This is a genomic window from Paracoccus sp. TRP, assembly GCF_000185925.1.
Lineage (GTDB): Bacteria > Pseudomonadota > Alphaproteobacteria > Rhodobacterales > Rhodobacteraceae > Paracoccus > Paracoccus kondratievae.
Map to the genome: position 1 here is coordinate 170,025 of NZ_AEPN01000001.1, position 21,295 is coordinate 191,319.

17 protein-coding genes and 1 tRNA gene are annotated in these 21,295 nt (G+C 60.4%); 7 read left to right on the top strand and 11 right to left on the bottom strand.

The window, feature by feature from the left end; translation table 11 throughout:
* Positions 1-10: 10 nt before the first annotated feature.
* From PARACOCCUSGL_RS0100805 to PARACOCCUSGL_RS0100855, 10 genes are all read right to left on the bottom strand, one after another.
* On the bottom strand, positions 11-979 hold the full coding sequence (locus PARACOCCUSGL_RS0100805) for a nitronate monooxygenase family protein (protein WP_010392075.1): 969 nt from the start codon (positions 977-979) through the stop codon (positions 11-13).
* Between the two features lie 83 nt (positions 980-1,062).
* Positions 1,063-2,118, bottom strand: a complete 1,056-nt coding sequence (locus tag PARACOCCUSGL_RS0100810; RefSeq protein ID WP_010392077.1) for an aldo/keto reductase — start codon at positions 2,116-2,118, stop codon at positions 1,063-1,065.
* A gap of 19 nt (positions 2,119-2,137) precedes the next feature.
* Positions 2,138-2,233, bottom strand: a tRNA-Sec gene (locus PARACOCCUSGL_RS0100815).
* Between the two features lie 458 nt (positions 2,234-2,691).
* Positions 2,692-4,623: a selenocysteine-specific translation elongation factor gene (selB, locus tag PARACOCCUSGL_RS0100820; protein ID WP_010392078.1), complete on the bottom strand. Its 1,932-nt coding sequence runs from the start codon at positions 4,621-4,623 to the stop codon at positions 2,692-2,694.
* Positions 4,624-4,642: 19 nt separating this feature from the next.
* The gene (gene fdhE, locus PARACOCCUSGL_RS0100825) at positions 4,643-5,551 is read right to left on the bottom strand and encodes a formate dehydrogenase accessory protein FdhE (protein ID WP_010392080.1); all 909 of its coding nucleotides are present in this window, start codon (positions 5,549-5,551) and stop codon (positions 4,643-4,645) included.
* Between the two features lie 24 nt (positions 5,552-5,575).
* Positions 5,576-6,262, bottom strand: a complete 687-nt coding sequence (locus PARACOCCUSGL_RS0100830) for a formate dehydrogenase subunit gamma (protein ID WP_010392082.1) — start codon at positions 6,260-6,262, stop codon at positions 5,576-5,578.
* A complete protein-coding gene (fdxH, locus tag PARACOCCUSGL_RS0100835) occupies positions 6,262-7,260 on the bottom strand; it encodes a formate dehydrogenase subunit beta (RefSeq protein WP_010392084.1) in 999 nt (332 codons plus the stop codon). Before fdxH ends, PARACOCCUSGL_RS0100830 begins: the two co-directional genes overlap by 1 nt.
* Positions 7,257-10,340, bottom strand: a complete 3,084-nt coding sequence (gene fdnG / locus PARACOCCUSGL_RS0100840) for a formate dehydrogenase-N subunit alpha (RefSeq protein WP_083825800.1) — start codon at positions 10,338-10,340, stop codon at positions 7,257-7,259. Before fdnG ends, fdxH begins: the two co-directional genes overlap by 4 nt.
* A 161-nt stretch (positions 10,341-10,501) precedes the next feature.
* Positions 10,502-11,578 carry a hybrid-cluster NAD(P)-dependent oxidoreductase gene (locus tag PARACOCCUSGL_RS0100850; RefSeq protein ID WP_010392090.1) on the bottom strand — a complete coding sequence of 359 codons (1,077 nt, stop codon included), beginning with the start codon at positions 11,576-11,578 and terminating at the stop codon, positions 10,502-10,504.
* Positions 11,578-12,816, bottom strand: coding sequence for an aromatic ring-hydroxylating dioxygenase subunit alpha (locus PARACOCCUSGL_RS0100855; protein ID WP_010392092.1), 1,239 nt, complete (start codon positions 12,814-12,816; stop codon positions 11,578-11,580). Before PARACOCCUSGL_RS0100855 ends, PARACOCCUSGL_RS0100850 begins: the two co-directional genes overlap by 1 nt.
* 583 nt (positions 12,817-13,399) lie before the next feature.
* Here PARACOCCUSGL_RS0100855 and PARACOCCUSGL_RS0100860 point away from each other — a divergent pair.
* The 7 genes from PARACOCCUSGL_RS0100860 to PARACOCCUSGL_RS0100890 all read left to right on the top strand — a co-directional run bounded on the left by PARACOCCUSGL_RS0100860 (position 13,400) and on the right by PARACOCCUSGL_RS0100890 (position 20,630).
* Positions 13,400-13,846, top strand: coding sequence for a CopD family protein (locus PARACOCCUSGL_RS0100860; RefSeq protein WP_010392094.1), 447 nt, complete (start codon positions 13,400-13,402; stop codon positions 13,844-13,846).
* Positions 13,847-13,973: 127 nt separating this feature from the next.
* A complete protein-coding gene (gene rho / locus PARACOCCUSGL_RS0100865) occupies positions 13,974-15,245 on the top strand; it encodes a transcription termination factor Rho (protein ID WP_010392096.1) in 1,272 nt (423 codons plus the stop codon).
* Positions 15,246-15,261: 16 nt separating this feature from the next.
* Positions 15,262-16,521 (top strand): tRNA uridine-5-carboxymethylaminomethyl(34) synthesis GTPase MnmE, encoded by a 1,260-nt coding sequence (gene mnmE / locus PARACOCCUSGL_RS0100870; protein WP_010392099.1) that lies wholly within the window; start codon positions 15,262-15,264, stop codon positions 16,519-16,521.
* 8 nt (positions 16,522-16,529) lie between these two features.
* A complete protein-coding gene (gene mnmG, locus PARACOCCUSGL_RS0100875; protein WP_010392101.1) occupies positions 16,530-18,392 on the top strand; it encodes a tRNA uridine-5-carboxymethylaminomethyl(34) synthesis enzyme MnmG in 1,863 nt (620 codons plus the stop codon).
* Positions 18,386-18,973, top strand: a complete 588-nt coding sequence (rsmG, locus tag PARACOCCUSGL_RS21330) for a 16S rRNA (guanine(527)-N(7))-methyltransferase RsmG (protein ID WP_010392103.1) — start codon at positions 18,386-18,388, stop codon at positions 18,971-18,973. The genes mnmG and rsmG overlap by 7 nt, the downstream gene beginning before the upstream one ends.
* Positions 18,966-19,742, top strand: a complete 777-nt coding sequence (locus PARACOCCUSGL_RS0100885; protein ID WP_010392105.1) for a ParA family protein — start codon at positions 18,966-18,968, stop codon at positions 19,740-19,742. Before rsmG ends, PARACOCCUSGL_RS0100885 begins: the two co-directional genes overlap by 8 nt.
* Positions 19,743-19,751: 9 nt before the next feature.
* Positions 19,752-20,630, top strand: a complete 879-nt coding sequence (locus PARACOCCUSGL_RS0100890; RefSeq protein ID WP_010392106.1) for a ParB/RepB/Spo0J family partition protein — start codon at positions 19,752-19,754, stop codon at positions 20,628-20,630.
* A 118-nt stretch (positions 20,631-20,748) separates the two neighbouring features.
* On the opposite strand, the gene PARACOCCUSGL_RS0100895 is transcribed toward PARACOCCUSGL_RS0100890, so the two are convergent.
* Entirely contained in the window at positions 20,749-21,291 is a 543-nt protein-coding gene (locus PARACOCCUSGL_RS0100895) for a nucleotide exchange factor GrpE (RefSeq protein ID WP_010392108.1), read from the bottom strand.
* Between the last annotated feature and the right edge of the window lie 4 nt (positions 21,292-21,295).

Consider the following 21,295-nt stretch of genomic DNA (forward strand, 5'->3'; position numbering starts at 1 on the left):
CTGCCCCCGGTCACGAGGCGCAAAGCGCCGTCTTGGCCTCGGTATATTCCCGTGTCAGCCGGTCGATCAGGCTGGCCGCCGGGACGATCTCGCGCACCGCACCGATGCCCTGACCCGAGCCCCAGATCTGGCTCCACGCCTTGGGACGCGACGAGGCGTCCGAGAAATTCATGTCCGAGACATCGCCGCGCTCAAGCCTGTCAGGATCAAGCCCCGCCGCACGGATAGACGGCGCAAGATAGTTCCCCGACACGCCGGTAAAGAGCGATGAGGTAACGATATCCTCGGCGCCGCTTTCAACGATCATGCGTTTGTATTCGGGCTGGGCGTTCGCCTCTTCGGTCGCGATGAAGGGGCTGCCGACATAGGCCAGATCCGCACCCATGGCTTGCGCCGCCAATACCGCCCGCCCGGTGGCGATGGCGCCTGACAGCAACAGCGGCCCGTCGAACCATGTGCGGATCTCTTGCACCAGCGCAAAGGGGGATTGCGGCCCGGCATGACCGCCAGCCCCGGCCGCGACAGCGATCAGCCCGTCAGCACCCTTTTCGATCGCCTTGCGGGCGAAGGTATTGTTGATCACGTCATGCAGCGCGATGCCGCCACAGTCGTGGGCGGCCGCGTTGACCTCGGGCCGGGCACCAAGGCTGGTGATCCAGATCGGCACCTTGTGCCTGTGACAGATCTCGATATCCCGCTCCAGCCGCGCGTTCGAGCGATGAACGATCTGGTTCACCGCGAAAGGTGCAGCGGGATTGTCGGGGTTGGCCTGATTGTGGCGGTCCAGCTCTTCCTGGATGCGGGTCAGCCAGACATCCAGCAGCGGCGGCTCACCATCCTTTTCACGCGCGTTCAGGGCGGGGAAACTGCCGACGATCCCGGCCTTGCATTGCGCAATGACCAGATCGGGCCCCGAGACGATGAACATGGGCGAGGCAACGACGGGAAGACGCAGGCGCGACAGGATCGGGGGCAGCATGGGGTTCCTCGTGTCTTGGTGACGCGGGTAGATTGCCCGCGCCCGGTCGATCTGCCAACCGTGCCGTGGCGTCGCGCGGTGGCTCAGTAGGGCAGCGGATGGCTGCGATGCAGCCTGTCGATCCGTGCCAGCGCATCGTCCGACAGCCGCAGATCCAGCCCGGCCAGCAGGTGATCCAGCTGCCCCAGATCGGTCGCGCCAAGGATGGGGATGCAGTGAAATGGCCGCTGCCGGGTAAAGGCGATGGCCATATGGATCGGATCCAGCCCCAGCTCGGCCGCGAGCCCGTGCCAGGCGGCGACCGCCTGATCGGCGCGGACAGTGCGCCGCCCGCCCAGATCACCCGGCCCGCCGGTGGCGCGGTCTGTGGCAACACGGCTGCCAACGGGCTCGTCTCCGTTCAGGTATTTCCCGGTCAGAAGTCCGGCCGCCAGCGGCGAATAAGCCAGCAGCGTCACCTTTTCATTCACCGCAAGTTCGGCCAGATCAGTGTCAAAGGCGCGATAAAGCAGCGAATATTCGTTCTGGATGCTTACCATGCGGGGTCCGCCCAGACGCTCGGCCACATCAAGCCAGCGCGCTGTTCCCCAGGCGGATTCGTTGGACAGGCCGATGGCGCGAACCTTGCCGGCGCGCACAACCTCGTCCAGCGCGGTCAGCACGTCCTCCATATGCGCCAGCGTTTCGGCACGGTCCTGTTTCGAGGGGTCATAGCGCCAGTTCTGACGGAACGCATAGCTGCCCCGCACCGGCCAGTGCAGCTGGTAAAGGTCGATGTAATCGGTCTTCAGCCGCTTCAGCGAGGCGTCGACGGTCTGACGCAGGATCGCGCCGTTGAACCCTTCGGCCCGCACCTTGTCACCCGGTCCGGCAGCCTTGGTCGCAATCTGTACCCGGTCGCGGCCCCCGCGTGAGGCAAACCAGTTGCCGACGATTTCCTCGGTCTGGCCCACGGTCTCGCGGCGGACCGGGTTCACCGGATACAGCTCGGCAGTATCAAAGAAGGTGATGCCTGCGGCCAGCGCCCGGTCCATCTGGGTGTGGCCATCGGCCTCTGCCGTCTGATTGCCAAAGGTCATCGTGCCAAGGCACACCTCGCTGACCCGGATATCGCTGCCGCCAAGCGTCGTGCTGTCCATTCTGTCCCCTCATCGCAATTGGCGGAAGAGAGTGGGAGTCGAACCCACCCGGGACAGGCTCACTGCCCCAACCGGATTTGAAGTCCGGCCGCCCCACCGGGGACGATTCTCTTCCATTGCCATTGTTTTCAATGGCATAGCGCCTGCCCCCCGTCAGAGAAAGCTTACCGGTCCCGCAACGTTCGGTGTGTTCATGTCACGGTCCCGTTCCGTTCCCGGCGCGATTGAGCCTCTTTAACACGGGCGTTCCAGCGAACGGAACCAGCATAATGCGGCGCAGGCAACAGGGGCAGCGATCCCCCGGTGACTGACGCAAAAGCAGCAGGGGTGACCCGACATGCATCCCACGCTTAAGGGGTCCTGCCTGCCAGATCATTCCCTGACGCCGATCTACCAAAGGGGATGAGGGGTAGTCCCCATCAACACCTGCTGAAAGTCACCAGCACATCCTGACCGGAAGCCGGCCTTCTCGGCCGGCCCGTGCATTGTCTGGGTCACGGCAAGATAGAAACTCAGACGCAAACGCATCGAGGGAACGCTTAAGCGCCAGCCTTTCTGGTCATTCGCCTGCGCTCAGGGCTGGCCGCCTTGACCATCGGGGGTGAACAGGTCGATCCGGTGCGGATTGATGCGACGCAGATCGCCACGACGCAGGGTCAGCCCCAGCTTGTCAAAGAAATCAAGGATCTGGATCGCCACTTTGCGCCCGTTCTGCACCCGGTCGCGAAAGGCAGGCGCGGTGAACCAGCCGTCTGACGATCGCGCCCCCAGATCTCGGATGATGCCCACCATCTCGACCGTGGTGGCGCGGGCAAAGAAATGGTCATGCGCAATCTGGTCAAGGCGGCCCTGACGGGCGGCCATGCGCAGGATGCGGCGGACCTCGGTTTCCCCGGCACCGAATTCATGGGCAAAATCACGCACGCGGGGTGGGCGAAAACGTTCCTCCCCGCTCAGCCGGGGCAGGATCAGCTCCAACAGCGCCTCATCCTCGGGCGAAAGCCGGGGCAGGTGGCCGGGCAGGCGGATAAAGGCACCGTCCAGCGCGATACGGCCCGCCTCGGCCTCAGCCCGCAGCAGGGCCGCAAAATCAGCCTTGGGCAGGCGCGGGGTCAACATCAGCCGAAGCTTTTCACGGCCCACACCCTGAAGATCGGCGTTTTCGGCGTGAAAGGCAGCAAGCTCTGCCTGCATCGCCTCGCGCAGCGCATCAAGCCGGGCAGGGGCCAGAGCCTGCCTGCTGCCCGGAATGGTGGCGACACCCGAGGCCGTGACGGCGCGATCAAGCTCGGGCAAAGCAAGCGCACGGTCGCGGGCAAAGCCGTCAAGGTCGATCACCGTCAGATCAGCCAGAGCCGTCAGCGCCCGCGCCGGGTCAGGCATGGCCATGGCGCGCAAGGCTGCCAGACGCTCAGGCCGGGCCCGGTGTCGGGCGGGCGCGCGCAGGTCGATCAACCGTCCCCCGCCGATGGTGCGCCGGGCCGAAACATCACGCAGGATGAACCGCTCACCCGCCGTAGCGGCAAGCGGACGGTCAAGAACAAGCTGCGCCAGCCTCTCAGCACCGGGCGCAATCGGCCCCTCCAGCGGCACGACGCGGACCCCGGTCTCGGCCGCGCCCAGATGCAGGCGAGCGGGAAACCATGTGGTCAGTGCTTTTGGTTCGGTCCCAAGCACCCGCAGGGCCACGTCGATGCGCTGGCTTGGCGCATGCAGCACCGGGTCCAGCGCGACATCGCCGCGGTGGATTGCATCGCGTGCCACGCCCTCTCCGGCAAGGTTCAGGGCACAGCGCTGACCGGCAAGCCCCTCACCAGCCTTGCGGTTCTGGGCGTGAATGCCGCGCACCCGCGCAGCAAGACCCGAGGGGCTGATCACGATCTGATCCCCCACCGCCACCCGGCCCGACAGAACGGTGCCGGTGACGACAGTACCGGTCCCGGCCAGCGTAAAGCTGCGGTCGATGGCCATACGAAACCGCGCCTCGGTCGCACGTATGGCAGTCTCGGTCTCGGCCTGCATCAGCGCGACACGCAAAGGGTCGATGCCCGCGCCTGTCAGGGCCGAAACCGCAAAGACCGGCGCACCGGCAAGGCCGGTCGGGGCCAGAAGCGCCGCAATCTCGGCCTCAAGCCGGGCGATACGGTCTGGCAGAGCCAGATCGGCCTTGGTCAGCGCCACCATCCCGCGCGAGATGCCAAGCAGGTCAAGAATGGCCAGATGTTCGCGCGTTTGCGGCATGATGCCGTCATCGGCAGCCACGACCAGCAACGCCATGTCGATGCCGCCCGCGCCGGCAAGCATGGTGTGGACGAATTTCTCGTGCCCCGGCACATCGACAAAGCCAGTAACCGTCCCACCGCCCAGATCGGCGTAGGCAAAGCCAAGTTCGATGGTGATGCCGCGGGCCTTTTCCTCGGCCAGGCGGTCGGTCTCGACCCCTGTCAGGGCGCGGACCAGCGCGGTCTTACCATGGTCGATATGCCCCGCCGTGCCGACGATCATCGTCCGCGCCGCACCGCCGTCAGTAACCGATCAGGAAGGGGTTAAAGCCGCCCCGTTTCCATTCGGTATCCCGCATCATCAGATCAAGCCCAAGGCTGGCAACATCGTCCGCCACCGGCTCAAGCGAGGGGTTACGGTTCTGATAAAGGATCTTGACCCAGCTTTCACACTCGCGACAGACCTCGGCCTTGACGGTCGCCTCGTCCGTCTCGACCGAGCGATACGAGATGCCCTTGGTCGAACCGCAGCGAAGGCAGGTCACCCGCACCTCGTTCCACAACGTCTGGCACGTCGCGCAAGAACAATAGCGCGCGCCCTCGGCACCGATATTCTCGGTCACCACGCTTGATACGGGGCGCCCGCCACAAGCCGGACAGGTGCCGGTGCGGATGCGCACCAGCTTTTCAGGATCAAGCGTCGCGGCCTGCGTCGCGGCAAGGACCTGTAGCGCGGCAGCAGCAAAAAGATGCGGGGCAACGCTATCCTCGGGGATGGTGTCGGTCAGGACATTGCCCATCACCCAGTCCAGATCCGAAGGCTCGGCCGCCTGCAAAGCAGCCAGCGCCAGCCGGGCAGGTTCGGGCATCTCAAGCCCGGAAAGCCGCTTGAGCAGCAGGGGCAGGGCCTCTGCCAGCCCCCTGCGCATCGCATTGCGGTCCAACGGTGGCATGCGGCTGGAGCGGGCAAGCTCGATCCGCTCGGCCGGGATGGGCCCGGGCCGGGGCAGTTCGCCAGCCAGATCGGCCTGAGCGCGACAGATCCCGGCCAGAAAGCGCAGATAGGGCGCAAGGTTCGGGCTGTGTCCGGCCAGAAAATCGAACCGCTCGGCCCGGGTGGTAAACAGCGCCACGGGATCGGGCAGGCGCGCCAAGGGAACCTTGGCGACGCCGCCGATCATCGAGGGGTCGGGTTTCAGAGCGGTGGACATGGCTTCCTTTCGGATCGCTTGGGCCTACTTTGCCGGGCCGCTTTCCCCGCGTCCAGCCAGTTCACGCAACCATTTGCGGTGGTGTCGCCAGGCCCAGCCGCCGGTCACGGTGCCACGCGTCATGGCGCGCAGCGTGCCGCGGGTCCAGATCGCCGCATAGACATGCAGGATAAAGGTCAGGATGATCGCAATCGCAGCAAGCGCATGGACAAGCACCGCCCAGCGCCGCACCGGGATGGTGACCAGATCAGGGAAATATTCCTGCCAGATCATCACCCCCGATACGATCAGCACCACGATCAGCACCGACATGGCCCAGAAGACGAATTTCTGTCCGGCATTGTATTTGCCAAGTTCAGGCAGTTTCTCTTCTTCGCCGCGCACGACATCACCGATCTGACTGACCCAGGTCCGGTCCTCGGGGCGGGGCAGGTTCAGCCGCCACATCTGCAAAAACAGCAGCAGGAAGCTGAAAAACAGCAGCACACCCACGAAAGGATGCAGCCAGCGCGTCACCTGCCCCCCACCGAACAAGCCGGTCAGGAAGTAAAGCGAAGGGTGAAACAGCGCCAGCCCCGAGACCAGCAGCACGATCAGGCTGGCCGCCGTCACCCAGTGGTTCAGCCGGGTGATGCCGCGATAACGGCTGACGGTGACCGGGCGGCGGCTTTCGATGTGATCGCCCCTGGCCGAGAATACACGCCTCGACATCACACCACCCCCTTTTCTGGCGTGGTCGGGGACTCGCTGCCCTCGACCAGCTTTTCGGCATGGACCTCATCCTCGGCCGAGACCTTGTTGGCGCGTGCAAGCAGCCCATGCAGGACCGAGCCGACAGCAGCAGCGCCGATGGCGGCAAGGCCCAGCGTCTTGGTCACGCCCTTCCAGCCCTGAACCACCGGCGAGATGCGCGGCTCTTCGGGCAGGTTCGAGTAAAGCGAGGGCTGATCGGCGTGGTGCAGCACGTAAAAGACATGCGTGCCGCCAACCCCTTCGGGATCATAGATGCCGGCATTGTCATAGCCGCGAGATTTCAGATCCTCGACCCGCGCTTCGGCATGGGCAAGCATATCCTCTTTGGTGCCAAAGACGATTGCCTGGGTCGGACAGGCCTTGGCACAGGCCGGCCCCTGACCCACCGCCACCCGATCCGAACAGAGCGTGCATTTATAGCTCTTGTGATCGGTCTTGCTGACCCGCGGGATGTTAAAGGGACAGCCGGTGACGCAATAGCCGCAACCGATGCAGTTTTCGTGAATGAAATCCACGATACCGTTCGAGTATTGCACGATGGCGCCCGGCGCCGGGCAGGCCTTGAGACAGCCCGGATCGGCGCAATGCATGCAGCCGTCCTTGCGGATCAGCCACTCGAAATCGCCCGTCTGCGGGTTCTCGTATTCCGAGAAGCGCATCAGGGTGAACATGTCGGGCGTCAGATCATGCGGGTTCTCATAGAGACCGACATTATGTTCGATCTCGGGTGAGGTGTCGTTCCACTCGGCGCAAGCTGACTGGCAGGCCTTGCAGCCAATGCATTTCGACACGTCGATCAGCTTGGCCACCGGCGTCAACTCGCGCGTCGGCGGCGGCAGATCAGGCATGGCCGAGGCGCGGACGACATCGCCCGGCCCCAGATTGGCCTGCATCGGTTGTACAGGCGGGTTTGAAACCGCCGTGCGCGGACTATCGAGGTTCGCATCCGTCGTCATGATACGGCCTCCCCTGTGGCGGGTTCGATATTGACCAGGAACGCCTTGAATTCAGGCGTTTCGACGTTGGCGTCGCCGACAAAGGGCGTCAGGCTGTTCGGCCCCCAGCCCTTGCGCGCTGCCCCCATAAAGCCCCAGTGCAGCGGGATGCCGATGACATGCACCAGTTTGTCGCCACATTGCATGGGCTTTAGTCGCCCGGTCACCAGCACCTTGGCACGGACCTCGCCCCGCTTGGACCAGACCCGTACCGAAGCGCCAGGCTGAATGCCCTTTTCAGCGGCCAGCTCACGGCTGATCTCGACAAAGAATTCGGGCTGCAGGGCCGCGTTGATGCGGTTGTGCTTGGTCCAGTAGTGGAAATGCTCGGTCAACCGGTACGAGGTCGCCACAAAGGGGAACTCGTCACTGGTGGCGAACTGCTCGGCATCGCTGGCAAAGACCCGCGCCACCGGGTTGCCGCGCATCTCCGGGTTAAAGACGTTGGCAATCGGCGACTCGAACGGCTCCATATGGGTCGGGAAAGGTCCGTCCCGCATCATGCCCCGGGTGAACAGGCGCGAAACGCCTTCGGGGTTCATGATAAAGGGGCCGACCTCTTCCGGCCTTGAGGCGGGGGCAATGTCGGGCACGTCATAGCCCGTCCATTTCTGGCCGTCCCACTCAAGCAGCTTGCGCGACGGATCCCAGGGCCGGCCCTGCACATCAGCAGAGGCGCGGTTGTAAAGGATCCGGCGGTTCAGCGGCCAGGCGAACGCCCAGTTCGGATAGGCTCCGGTCTCGTCGGGGTCATTATTGTCCCGGCGGGCCATGTTGTTGCCTTCCTCGTTCCAGCAGCCGGCATAAATCCAGCAGGCGCCCATGGTCGTGCCATCGTCGCGATACTGACTAAAGTTCAGCAGCTGTTTGCCCCTGGCCGTCAGAACCTTGGCCGGGTCGGCGGTGTCGCGGACATCCTCCAGCGCCCTGCCGTTCAGTTCCTTGGCCAGTTCTTCGGGCGAGGGCTCATCGGGGTCGGCATAGTCCCAGGTCAGGTTCAGGATCGGATCGGGGAAGACCCCGCCTTCATCCTCATACAGCTTTTTCACGCGCAGGAAGATCTGCGCCATGATCCAGGTGTCGTGCTTTGCCTGACCGGGCGGCGTCGCCGCAGCCCAGTGCCATTGCAGCCAGCGGCCCGAGTTGACCAGCGCACCGTCGTCCTCGGCAAAGCAGCTGGAGGGCAGTTCCAGCACCTCGGTCTGAATCGAGGCGGTGTCCACGTCGTTATGTTCGCCGTGGTTTTCCCAGAAATGCGCCGTCTCGGTGGCCAGCGGGTCCATCACCACCAGAAGCTTGAGCTTGCTCAGCGCCGAGGTCAGCTTGCCCCGGTTCGGGAAAGCCAGCAACGGGTTGAAGCCCTGACAGAAATAGATGTTGACCTTGCCCGCATCCATCAACTCGAACATGCGCAGGATGTCATAGGTCGGCACATCCAGCTTGGGCAGGTAATGATAGGCCCAGTCGTTCTCGGCCGTGGCCGCATCCCCCCACATGGCCTTCATGAAGCTGACCATGAACTTGGGATAGTTCTGCCAATAGCTGGTCTGACCCGGCCGCAGCGGCTTAAAGCTGCGGCTGGACATATAGGTCTGCCAGTCCGGTTCCTTTTCGGTCGGGATATTCAGATAACCCGGGATCAGGTTCGACATCAGACCGATATCGGTCAGACCCTGGATGTTAGAGTGGCCGCGCAGGGCGTTCATCCCGCCGCCCCGGACACCGATATTGCCAAGGATCAGCTGCAACATCGCCATGCCGCGGATGTTTTGCGAACCCTTGGAGTGCTGCGTCCAGCCAAGAGCATACATCGAGGTCATGGTCTTGTCGGGGGCCGAGCACTCTCCGATCATCTCGGCGACCTTGAGGAAGCGATCTTTTGGCGTGCCACAGACCTGCTCGACCAGCTCGGGCGTATAGCGCGAGACATGCTCTTTCAGCAGGTTCCAGACACAGCGCGGATGCTCCAGCGTCGGGTCAACCTCGGCATATCCGTCTTCGCCGAGGACATAGTCCCAGCTTGAGCGGTCGTAATCCCGCTTTTCGGGGTCATAGCCGGTGAACAGGCCGTCGTTCCAGCCGAAACCCTCCTTCACGATGAAGGGCGCATTGGTAAAGGCCTTCACATATTCCCACTGGACCTTGTCGTTCTGGATCATCCAGTTGATCAAAGCCATGAGGAAAACGATGTCCGAACCCGGGCGGATCGGCGCATAGTAATCGGACACCGAAGCCGTGCGGGTGAAACGCGGGTCCACCACAATCAGCTTGGCGCCACGGTGGGCTTTGGCCTCGGTCACCCATTTGAAGCCGCAGGGATGCGCTTCGGCAGCGTTGCCGCCCATGACGACCACGAGGTCGGTATTCTTGATGTCGGTCCAGGAGTTGGTCATCGCTCCACGGCCAAATGTCGGGCCCAAACTGGACACCGTGGGGCCGTGTCAGACGCGCGCCTGGTTATCGAATCCGACAATCCCCATGGCCCGGACCGTCTTGTAGGTCAGCCATGCGGTTTCATTGGTGGTTGCCGACGCAGCCAGAAAACCGGTCGAGGTCCAGCGGTTGACCGTCACGCCATCATCATTGGTCAGGACCATATTGGCGTCGCGGTCGTCCTTAAGGGCACGGGCAATCTTGTCCAGCGCCTCTTCCCAGGAAATCTCTTCGAAGGTTGCCGAACCGGGGCGCCGGATGCGCGGCGTCGTCAGCCGGGTTTCGGCATTGACGAAATCCTTCAGCGCCGCACCTTTCGGGCACAGCGTGCCGCGGTTGGTCGGATGGTCGGCATCGCCTTCGATGTGCACGACCCTGGCCTCTTCGCCGGCCTTCAGATCACCGTTCGAATAGATGATGATGCCGCAGGCGACCGAACAATAGGGACAGGTGTTGCGCGTCTCGGTCATCGAGGCCAGCTTGAAGGCACGGACCCGCGCCTGCTCTGCCGCCTCTGCCCCGCCGAAGCCCATGGCCCCAAGCGATGTCGCCGCGACACCCGCGCCGGCCAGTTTTAGAAAACCGCGCCGCGAGAGGTCGATGTTCATCGTGCCCTCCTTTTGCCTGTCGAGTAGATAGGTACCCTCAAGGATGCGCCCTGTATGGTAGAAATGTCAAGGCAGGCACGGGAACGGGCGGTCCCCCAAGGAACCGCCCGCGCCTTTGAAAAATACAGGTTTTTCGTCAGGTTTTGCCCTGATCCTGCGTCCTAGACATCAACGGCGACCGCCCCGATGGGATGCGAGCAGCAGGCAAGGATATAGCCTTCCTCGATATCCTCGTCGGTGATGCCGCCGTTATGGACCATATGCACCTCGCCCGAGGTTTTGCGGATCTTGCAGGTCCCGCAAAGGCCAAAGGTGCAGCCCGAGGGGATGTTCAGCCCGTTCGCCTTGGCAACTGCCAGAACGGTATCCGTCTCGTGACATTTCGCAGTGACGCCCGATGCCGAAAAAGTGATCTGCGCCGCGCTTTCCTCATCAGGGACAACATCGTCCAGCACAGGGGCATCGGCCTCATTACGGACCGGCGCGCCAAAGCTTTCCTGATGATAACGGTCCATGTCAAAGCCAAGCGCGATCAGCATGTCGCGCACCGCCTGCATGAACGGCTCGGGGCCGCAGCAAAAGACCTCTCGTTCCAGATAGTCCGGGGCCATGAGGCCCAGCATGATCTGGTTCAGCCGCCCGCGATAGCCGTGCCAGCTGCGGAAGGGGTCGCCCTCTTCGACCGAAAAGCGCAGTTGCAGCCCCGGCACCCGGTCCGCCATGCCCTCAAGCCGCTGGCGAAAGATGATGTCGCTGGGCGTCCGCGCCGCATGGACAAAGACGATGTCGGGCATTTCACCCGAATCCCAGGCCCATGTGGTCATCGACATCATCGGTGTGATGCCCGACCCCGCCGAGATGAACAGGTATTTCGACGCCTCATGCCGGACGAACGAGAAAATACCCGCCGGACCAAAGGCCTTGATGCGCATCCCCGGCCGCAGATGGTCCAGCATCCAGCGCGTGCCGATGCTGCCCGGCTGCGCCTTGACCGTGACCGAGATCGACAGCGGCCGCGAAGGGCTTGAGCTGATCGTATATGTCCGCTGCACATTGCCGCCCGGCACGGGCAGATCAAGCGTGATGAACTGACCGGGCTGATAGTCGAACCACGCCCCTGACGGCGAACGGAAGGTAAAGGTGGCGGTGTCCGATGTCTCGGGCACCACCATCGCGCATTCCAGCGGTTCGTCGTCTTTCCACGGCTTATCGCCGAATGCCTTGACCAGTACTGCCATTATTCAGCCGCCATTGCCGGGGTCGGGGACAGACGTTCAGCCATCGTGTCGCAATACCAGTCGATGAACTGGACCACGCCTTCTTCCTGGATCATCGAATAGGGACCCGGTTCATAGGCGGGCGACAGGATGCCGCGCTGGTTTTCCTCGACCACCTGGCGGTCCTCGTCATTGGTGTTCAGCCAGACGCGGGTCAGGGTCTCGATGTCGTAATCCTGACCTTCGACCGCATCCTTGTGAACCAGCCAGTTGGTCGTGACCAGCGTTTCCGTCGGGCTTAGCGGCAGGACGCGGAACACGATCGAATGATCGGCAAGGAAGTGGTTCCAGGTGTTGGGATAGTGGAAGAACAACAGGCTGCCCGCATCGTTGAAGGGCATCTGGCCCATCCGCTTTGACACCGCGGCCTTGGTGCTGAGCGTATAGCTTTCAGCGTTGTTCAACAGCGGAATGCGCGCCAGACGCCATTGCATCCGCGGGTGATTGATAAAGCGCGAGGGCAGGCCGGCCGCCTCGCAGCGGTTCCAGTGCTCAAGGATTTCGGGGCTGGCGCTGTCGGGACCTTCCATCGCTGTCATGCGCGGGTTGTCAGAATAGGTCCGGCACAGCGAAGGATGGCTGCCGCCGCAATGGTAGCATTCGCGGTTATTCTCGATCACCAGCTTCCAGTTGCCCTTTTCGATGATGCTGGACGAGAATGCGACCTTGGCATCTGCAAGTCCGCTGGGCGCGAGATAGGTCGCAAGCTTGCTGGCCAGATCGGCAATCGCCGGCGGCACCTGCGCAAGACAGATGAACACCATGCCGCTGAGATCCACGCAATGCACAGGCTTGAGGCCGAATTTCGAGGCGTCAAAGTCGTCGCCCATATCACGGGCATAGACCAGCTTGCCGTCCAGCTCATACGTCCACTGGTGATAGGGGCAGACCAGTTTGGCGGTCGAGCCGTTCGGCTTGGAACAGATGCGCTGGCCGCGATGACGGCAAACGTTGTGGAAGGCGCGGATTTTGCCATCACCACCGCGCACGATCAGCACCGGATAGGAACCGACCTGAAGGGTGGCATAATTGCCGGTCTTGGGGATCTCGCAGGCCGGGATGGCGTAGATCCATTCTTTGTACCAGATCTGTTCCAGATCCGCCTGGAACACTCCCTCATCGCAATAAAGATCACGCGTCAGGGCGTGATCCTTTCGCCGGTTGGTGATCTGGTTGAGAATTTCGGCTGTGTTCAACATGGCTCGATTCCGTCACAAGAGAGCTAACCCAACCCAAGCATTGCACCCCTTTGAGGCAGCGTAATTCGCCAAATACGACGCTCGGATGACGGAAACAGACATCGGAGGGGTACCGGCGCGTCTGCTGCCGGTAGCAACCAAGTATAAACCATCCCTGTGCGGACCGTGCAGGCAGCTGTCGGGCAGAGCTTTGGAACAAGTCTGGGGATAACTCCGTGACATCCGGGGGCCGAATCTGTGGAGATCTCACACCCTTTTCCCATCCCCGCATTCCCGCCCTGAACAGAGCACGAACGAAGATCGGTTCTCCACATGTCCAAAACTGACGAGGAATCCTCCACAAGCTATGGAAAAGAATAATTTTCACAAACTTATCCACAGAACGATATCTTATATCTCTATGTTTTATTGATAAATTTTCAAAGAAGGCGGATCAGGACTCTTGTTTTCCACAGAGGATCTCAGCTGGGAAATTTTGCCCTGAAACAATGATTTCCAGTCATCCACAGGCCCTATTACAACCACATCCTTTCTTTATCTTCATTCTTTCTTTGATAGAGAGAGGACGTGCCGGAGGTTCGTCATGACTGATTTCCTGTCCCTTGCTTATCCATGGATCAAATCACTGCATGTGATGGCAGTGATTTCGTGGATGGCGGGGCTGTTCTATCTGCCTCGGCTGTTCGTTTATCATGCCGAACGAGCGGGAATTGGCGATGAACCTGTTCAATCATTTGAAATCATGGAAGAAAAACTTCTTCGGATGATCATGAATCCAGCGATGATCGTCAGTTGGGGGGCAGGGCTTGCCCTTGTACTGACACCGGGGATCGTCGATTGGACGATGATCTGGCCATGGAGCAAAGCCCTTGGCGTCATCGGGATGACCTGGTTTCACATGTGGCTTGCTGGTCAGCGCAAGGCACTGTTGCAAGGCAAAGGGCTGAGCGGGCGAAGCTATCGCATGATGAATGAGCTGCCGACGCTTTTCATGGCGGTTATTGTCCTGTCCGTGATCGTCAAGTTCTGAAAGAATTGACTCGCGGCCCAATTCTGCCTATGTGAGCCGGAACCGCCGTCCGGCGGGGATTCTCCAGATACATTTTTCCTGCGCCGGCCGGCCTGAGTGCCAGGCGGTGCTCGCCCATAGGCAAGACATGACCGAAGAACGCCTCAATCTGTCCGATCTCAAGGCCAAGAGCCCCGCTGACCTGCTGGCCATGGCCGAGGAATGGGAAATCGAGAACGCCTCGACCATGCGCAAGGGCGAGATGATGTTCTCGTTGCTGAAAGAACATGCCGAAGAAGGCTATGAAATCGGCGGTGACGGCGTTCTTGAGGTGGTGCAGGACGGTTTTGGCTTCCTGCGCTCGCCCGAGGCGAACTATCTGCCCGGTCCTGATGATATTTATGTCAGCCCCGACATGATCCGCCAGCACAGCCTGCGCACCGGTGACACGGTCGAAGGCGTGATCCGTGCGCCCGGCGAGAATGAGCGTTATTTCGCCCTGACAAAAGTAGAACGGATCAATTTTGAGGATCCTGACAAAGCCCGTCACAAGGTCGCCTTTGACAACCTGACCCCGCTTTACCCCAATGAGCGGCTGAAGATGGAGATCGAAGACCCGACTATCAAAGACCGTTCGGCCCGGATCATTGATCTGGTGGCGCCGATTGGTAAGGGGCAGCGTTCGCTGATCGTTGCACCGCCGCGCACCGGTAAGACGGTCCTGTTGCAAAATATTGCGCATTCGATCGAAAAGAACCATCCCGAGTGCTATCTGATCGTCCTGTTGATCGACGAGCGCCCGGAAGAGGTGACCGATATGCAGCGTTCGGTTAAGGGTGAGGTGATCTCCTCGACCTTTGACGAACCGGCCAGCCGTCACGTTGCCGTTTCGGAAATGGTGATCGAAAAGGCCAAGCGTCTGGTCGAGCATAAGCGAGATGTTGTCATCCTGCTCGACTCGATCACAAGACTTGGTAGGGCGTTCAACACCGTCGTGCCCAGTTCGGGTAAAGTTCTGACCGGCGGTGTCGATGCGAATGCGCTTCAGCGTCCAAAACGCTTCTTTGGCGCGGCGCGGAATATCGAAGAGGGCGGTTCGCTGACCATCATCGCGACAGCACTAATCGACACCGGTTCGCGCATGGACGAGGTGATCTTTGAAGAATTCAAAGGCACTGGCAACAGCGAGATCGTTCTGGATCGTAAAGTCGCTGACAAGCGTGTCTTCCCGGCGATGGACATCCTTAAGTCCGGCACCCGTAAAGAGGAACTGCTGGTCGATCCCAAAGATCTGCAGAAAACCTATCTGCTGCGGCGTATCCTGAACCCGATGGGCACAACGGATGCGATCGAGTTCCTGATCTCGAAGCTGAAGCAGACCAAGACCAATGGCGAGTTCTTCGATTCAATGAACGCCTGATGGCGCGGAGGATGCGGTGGACACGATCTTTGCCGAGGCGACGCCTCCCGGTCGGGGAGGCGTCTCGGTTGTCCGCCTGAGCGGGCCGAAGGCACGTGCGGCACTGGAATCACTTGCCGGACCGATAGCAGCACCACGAATTGCGGTGCTGCGCGCATTAAGGGATGGCGAAGATCTGATCGACCGCGCCCTGGTTCTATGGTTCGAGGAAGGGCACAGCTTTACCGGCGAAGAAGTGGCCGAGCTGCATATTCACGGTGCACCGATCATAGTGAACCGGCTGACTCAGGCTTTACTGGCACGTGGTCTGCGGCGGGCTGAGGCAGGTGAGTTCACCAGGCGTGCATTCCTGAACGGCCGTATGGATCTTGCCGAGGCTGAAGGTCTGGCAGATCTTTTGGCAGCCGAGACCGAGGCGCAGCGCAAACTTGCCATGCGGGCGACTGAGGGGGAGCTTGGGCAGAAAGCTGACGAGCTGCGCTCGGGGTTGATCCGGGCCGGAGCTCTGGTTGAGGCCAGCATAGATTTTGCTGATGAGGATGTTCCCGAGGATGTTCCCGAAGAGGTCTTTGATCTGATCGATAAAGTGCGGTTGGATATTCAGCAGATGCTTGCAACTTATCCTGCCACTGAACGGCTGCGTCAGGGTTATGAGGTAGCGATTATTGGTCCTCCGAATGCTGGTAAATCCACACTGTTGAACCGGATCGGACAGCGCGAAGTAGCCTTGGTTTCCGATATTGCGGGGACAACACGGGATATTCTTGAGCTGCGCACTGACCTGCGTGGCCTGCCGGTGACTTTCCTGGACACGGCTGGTTTGCGTGAAAGCAGTGATCCGGTCGAGGCGATGGGCGTGGCCAGAGCTCTGAAGCGCGCTGAAGAGGCTGATCTGCGTATTCATCTTTCGGTCGATGGCATGCCTGTCGAGGAGGTGAAGGACGGAGATATTGTCATTCGCTCCAAATCCGATCTGGGACAAGGTGAGGGAATGGCGATTTCGGCCATGACCGGGGAAGGGGTCGCAGAGCTTTTGGATATGGTTTATGATCGCCTGCGAGTCAGGGCTGCTGATTCAGGTCTGGTCAGTCATCGTCGCCAAGCAGAAGCTTTGCAGCGAGCACTGCTTGCTTTGGAAGTTAACAAACATATGGCGCCAGAGCTGCTTGCAGAAGGGTTGCGTCAGGCAGCTCAAGCTTTGGCGATGATGGTTGGCAGGGTCGGGGCCGAGGATTATCTGGACGAGATCTTCAGCTCGTTCTGCATCGGAAAGTAGAGTTTCACGTGAAACATTACGACGTAATCGTGATTGGTGGAGGCCATGCCGGCGTCGAGGCCGCCATGGCCGCTGCCCGTATGGGCGTCGAAACGGCTCTGGTGACGATGAACCAGACCGATATCGGCACTATGTCCTGCAATCCTGCAATAGGTGGTCTTGGAAAAGGTCATTTGGTGCGAGAAATTGATGCACTGGACGGGATTATGGGGCGGTTGGCAGATGCAGCTGGAATCCAGTTCCGCCTTCTTAATCGTCGCAAAGGTCCCGCTGTGCAGGGGCCGCGCGCGCAGGCTGATCGCAAACTCTACCGTCAGGCGGCGGGGCAAGCGGTTGCAGCGCAATCGGGATTGTCCGTTCTTCTGGGAGAAGCGGCTGAATTAATTCAAGAAAATAGCCAGGTTGTCGGGCTGCGGCTGGCGGATGGGCGGGAGCTTCTGTCCCGACAGATTATTCTGACGACCGGGACTTTCCTCAATGGGCTGATCCATATCGGAGAGGTTACCAAACAGGCAGGCCGTTGGGGTGACTCTGCCTCTGTCTCACTTGCGGCTTCGCTGAAGCCCTTGGACCTGCCTCTGGGTCGATTGAAAACCGGGACGCCGCCGCGCATTGCCCGCAGAAGTATTGACTGGGATAGTCTTGACCAGCAGCCCGGCGATGACGAGCCGACGATGTTCTCTTACCTGAACTCGGCGCCAATGGTTCAGCAAATCAGTTGCGCAGTCACCCACACCAATACTGAAACCCACCGGGTGATCCGCGAAAACCTCGGTCGTTCGGCGATGTACGGGGGACGAATCGATGGCGTCGGGCCGCGCTATTGTCCCTCGATCGAGGATAAGATTGTCCGCTTTGCTGACAAAGATTCGCATCAGATTTTCCTTGAACCAGAGGGGCTGGACAGCGATCTGGTCTATCCGAACGGCATCTCAACTTCCCTTCCGGAAGAAGTACAGATTGCCTATGTTCGCTCGATTCGCGGCTTGGAGCAGGCCGAAATCGTCCAGCCTGGCTATGCTGTGGAATATGACTACGTAGATCCGCGCGCCCTTACCCCGGCGCTAGAGGCGAAAGTGTTAACGGGCTTGTTCCTTGCCGGACAGATCAACGGCACTACCGGCTATGAGGAAGCGGCCGCCCAGGGGCTGGTTGCTGGCCTAAACGCTGCGCTGAAAGCTCAGGGCAGGGGTCCGCTGCATTTCAGCCGGTCGCAAAGCTATATTGGGGTGATGATCGACGATCTGGTTACCCGCGGGGTAAGCGAACCCTACCGCATGTTCACCTCGCGGGCAGAGTTCCGACTGTCGCTTCGTGCCGATAATGCCGATCAACGGCTTACCTCACTCGGGATCGAAACCGGATGCGTGGGACAAGAACGTCAGGCTGCTTTTGCCGAGAAGCAGAGACGCTATACTCTTGCCCGCCAGCGTGCGGAGGCGATCACCCTCTCTCCTTCGGATCTGCGGCGGGCAGGAATCGAGGTTCGTCAGGATGGCGTGCGCCGCAGTTTGTTCTCTCTCTTGGGGCAGAATGAAATCCCTCAAGATCAAGTACTTGAACTTGATCAAGAGCTTAGTTCGTACGATGCAGCGACCATCAAGCAGCTGGCCGTTGATGCGCTGTATCATCAATATGCGGATCGCCAGAGTCGGGATGCTGAGCTGTTGCGCAAGGAAGAAGCCGTCGCTATCCCGACTGACTTTGATTATGATGCCCTCTCTGGGCTATCGAATGAACTGAAATCAAAGCTCAAACAACATCAGCCAACTAGTCTGGCTGCAGCAGCGACAATTGAAGGGATGACCCCGGCAGCTTTGACACTCATTCTCGCCGTTATACGCACTGGGATGCGCCAAAAAGCATGCTGAGTGTTTCACGTGAAACAGCCGGGCAGTTGGCGGGTTATGCCGCGCTGCTACGGAAGTGGAATCCCGCTATCAATCTGATCGCCCCCTCGACGGTCGATCAGATCGAATCCCGCCATATCGCGGATTGCACCCATCTGGCTGAAGTTTCAGTTGGGGCACAGGGGAAATGGGCGGATTTAGGTAGCGGAGGCGGTTTACCGGCTGTTGTCTTAGCCATTGCCCGCCCCGATCTTAATGTAACGATGGTCGAAAGTGATCAGCGGAAAGCATCCTTTCTTCGTACTGCGATACGTGAGCTGTCGTTGAAAAATGCGCAGGTGATCTCCCAGCGGATCGAAGTCCTGGATCGGCTCGAAGCAGCGCATGTCAGTGCAAGGGCGCTTGCCCCTCTTCCACGCCTCATGTCATATGTGGAACGGCATCTGGAAACTGATGGAACTGCCTGGTTGATGAAGGGTCGTAACTGGCAAGCCGAGGTATCCGAGGCCCGGAAAGACTGGTCATTTGACCTGAAAGCACACCCAAGCGCGACAGATCCTGACGCGGCCATTCTGGAGATCACGGGAATTCGCCATGCTTGATACTCGCATTATTGCCGTTGCAAACCAGAAGGGTGGGGTTGGTAAAACCACCACGGCCATCAACTTGGGTGCGGCGCTGGCCGAGCAGGGGCAGAAGGTTGCAATCATAGACCTTGATCCTCAGGGCAATGCATCCACAGGATTAGGTGTGCCGCTGGAAGAGCGCGAGCTTACCTCTTATGATCTGCTGACCGGGGAGCAGACACTTCAGGACACCCTTCAAGACACCGATATTTCCGACCTGCAAATCGTGCCGTCAAACCGTGATCTGGCCTCAGCGGATCTTGAGCTGTCCAGTCGTGCCGGCCGAACGCAGCTTTTGCGGCGCAAGCTTTCGGGTACGATGGAATTCGACTATATCCTGATCGACTGTCCGCCGGCGCTTGGACTGCTGACGGTTAACGCGATGGTGGCTGCGCATAGTGTGCTGGTACCGCTGCAAGCAGAATTCTACGCGCTTGAAGGGCTGTCGCAGCTTTTGATGACGGTGCGCGAGGTGCGTCAGACCGCCAATCCCGATTTACGGATCGAAGGCGTGCTTTTGACCATGGCCGACAGCCGCAACAACCTGTCCCAGCAGGTTGAGGCTGATGCGCGTAACACCCTGTCTGGCCTTGTCTATCGCACGGTGATTCCGCGTAATGTCCGCTTGTCCGAAGCGCCTTCTCATGCAAAGCCAGTGCTGCATTACGATCCGAATTCCAAAGGAAGCCAGGCCTATCGTGAGCTGGCAAAGGAATTCTTGTCCCGTCAATTAGCGACCGCCTGAGGAGGAATCATGGTAGAGAACAGGGTAGAAAGACGTGGTCTTGGCCGTGGCCTCTCGGCGCTGATGGCCGATGTGGACCTGATTCCGTCCGAGCGTCCGGCACCGCGCCAGATGCTTCCGGTCGAACAGATCACCCCCAACCCCGACCAGCCCCGCCGCAGTTTTGCGCCTGAGGCGCTGCAGGAGCTGGCCGATTCGCTTCGCTACCGCGGCATGCTGCAGCCGCTGATCGTGCGTCCGCATCCGACTGATCGGGGGCTTTACCAGATTGTCGCCGGCGAACGTCGCTGGCGTGCAGCACAGATTGCCCAGCTGCATGAAGTTCCGGTCATCGTTCGTGACCTGAACGATACCGAAGTGCTGGAAGTTGCGATTGTCGAGAACATTCAGCGCGCAGATCTGAACGCGATCGAGGAGGCGAGCTCGTATCGCCAGCTCATGGAGCGTTTCGGCCATACGCAAGAAAAGCTGGCCGAAGCACTGAACAAAAGCCGCAGCCATATCGCCAACTTGCTTCGCCTGTTGAACCTGCCCGATCAGATTCAGGCCTGGCTCAAAGAAGGCAAACTGACTGCCGGTCACGCCCGTGCCCTGATCACTGCGCCGAATGCGGTTGAGCTGGCACGCAGGGTGATTGAAAAGAACCTGTCGGTGCGCGAAACCGAAGAACTGGTTCGCCGGCAAGCCGAGGGTCCGAGGGCCCAGAAGCCCAGGGCGCCCAAGCAGGAAAAGGACGCAGACACCCGCGCCCTTGAGGGTGATCTGAGCGCGCATCTGAAGATGAAAGTGACGATCAGTCACTCGGGAACTGACGGAGGTCAGCTGGTGATTTCCTATCGCGACCTTGATCAGCTTGATCGTCTTTGCCAGATTCTTGCCGGGAACTGATACTATATCTGGTATATTTGGCCTATATTCCCACAAAACCAGCCAGATCAATCAATTACGCATGAAAAACCCCCCGGGGTGAGCTCCCGGGGGTTTTGTCTGGGAAGACGGGTAGTTCCTAGCTGGCAGGGGTTGAACTGACGCCAACCTTGGCCGGGCGGAGCAGACGGTCATGCAGCATGAAACCGTTATCCATAACCTGAATGATATTGCCGGCGATGGTGCCGGGAACCGGCGCCTCAAACATCGCCTCATGTTTCTGCGGGTCGAATTTCTCGCCGATTTCGGGGGTAATGACCTGAATTCCGTGCTTGGCAAAGACGTTGTTCAGTTCGCGCAGGGTCAACTCCACGCCTTCGATCAGTGCGGCTGCCGCGGCGCGTTGCTCTTCGCCGGCGGCCTCAAGGGCGCGGGTCAGTGCGTCATGTACCGGCAAAAGGTCACGCGCAAGTCGCGAGCCGCCGTACTGCTCGGCTTCGCGGCGGTCCTTGTCGGCGCGTTTGCGGGCATTCTCTGCATCGGCAAGCGCGCGGATAAACCGGTCGCGATAGTCGTCCCGTTCGGCGATCAGAGCCTCGACATCGGGCGAGGCCTGTTCATCGGCCAGCGGGTCGATGGTTTCCTCGTCCAGCGGGCTGCCGTTCGCGTTTTCCTTTGTCATATCC

Excerpts from the sequence above, each read along its gene's own strand:
- PARACOCCUSGL_RS0100805 (WP_010392075.1), bottom strand. The coding sequence starts at position 979 with ATGCTGCCCCCGATCCTGTCGCGCCTGCGTCTTCCCGTCGTTGCCTCG.
- PARACOCCUSGL_RS0100810 (WP_010392077.1), bottom strand. The coding sequence starts at position 2,118 with ATGGACAGCACGACGCTTGGCGGCAGCGATATCCGGGTCAGCGAGGTG.
- selB (WP_010392078.1), bottom strand. The coding sequence starts at position 4,623 with ATGATCGTCGGCACGGCGGGGCATATCGACCATGGTAAGACCGCGCTG.
- fdhE (WP_010392080.1), bottom strand. The coding sequence starts at position 5,551 with ATGTCCACCGCTCTGAAACCCGACCCCTCGATGATCGGCGGCGTCGCC.
- PARACOCCUSGL_RS0100830 (WP_010392082.1), bottom strand. The coding sequence starts at position 6,262 with ATGTCGAGGCGTGTATTCTCGGCCAGGGGCGATCACATCGAAAGCCGC.
- fdxH (WP_010392084.1), bottom strand. The coding sequence starts at position 7,260 with ATGACGACGGATGCGAACCTCGATAGTCCGCGCACGGCGGTTTCAAAC.
- PARACOCCUSGL_RS0100850 (WP_010392090.1), bottom strand. The coding sequence starts at position 11,578 with ATGGCAGTACTGGTCAAGGCATTCGGCGATAAGCCGTGGAAAGACGAC.
- PARACOCCUSGL_RS0100855 (WP_010392092.1), bottom strand. The coding sequence starts at position 12,816 with ATGTTGAACACAGCCGAAATTCTCAACCAGATCACCAACCGGCGAAAG.
- PARACOCCUSGL_RS0100860 (WP_010392094.1), top strand. The coding sequence starts at position 13,400 with ATGACTGATTTCCTGTCCCTTGCTTATCCATGGATCAAATCACTGCAT.
- rho (WP_010392096.1), top strand. The coding sequence starts at position 13,974 with ATGACCGAAGAACGCCTCAATCTGTCCGATCTCAAGGCCAAGAGCCCC.
- rsmG (WP_010392103.1), top strand. The coding sequence starts at position 18,386 with ATGCTGAGTGTTTCACGTGAAACAGCCGGGCAGTTGGCGGGTTATGCC.
- PARACOCCUSGL_RS0100885 (WP_010392105.1), top strand. The coding sequence starts at position 18,966 with ATGCTTGATACTCGCATTATTGCCGTTGCAAACCAGAAGGGTGGGGTT.
- PARACOCCUSGL_RS0100890 (WP_010392106.1), top strand. The coding sequence starts at position 19,752 with ATGGTAGAGAACAGGGTAGAAAGACGTGGTCTTGGCCGTGGCCTCTCG.
- PARACOCCUSGL_RS0100895 (WP_010392108.1), bottom strand. The coding sequence starts at position 21,291 with ATGACAAAGGAAAACGCGAACGGCAGCCCGCTGGACGAGGAAACCATC.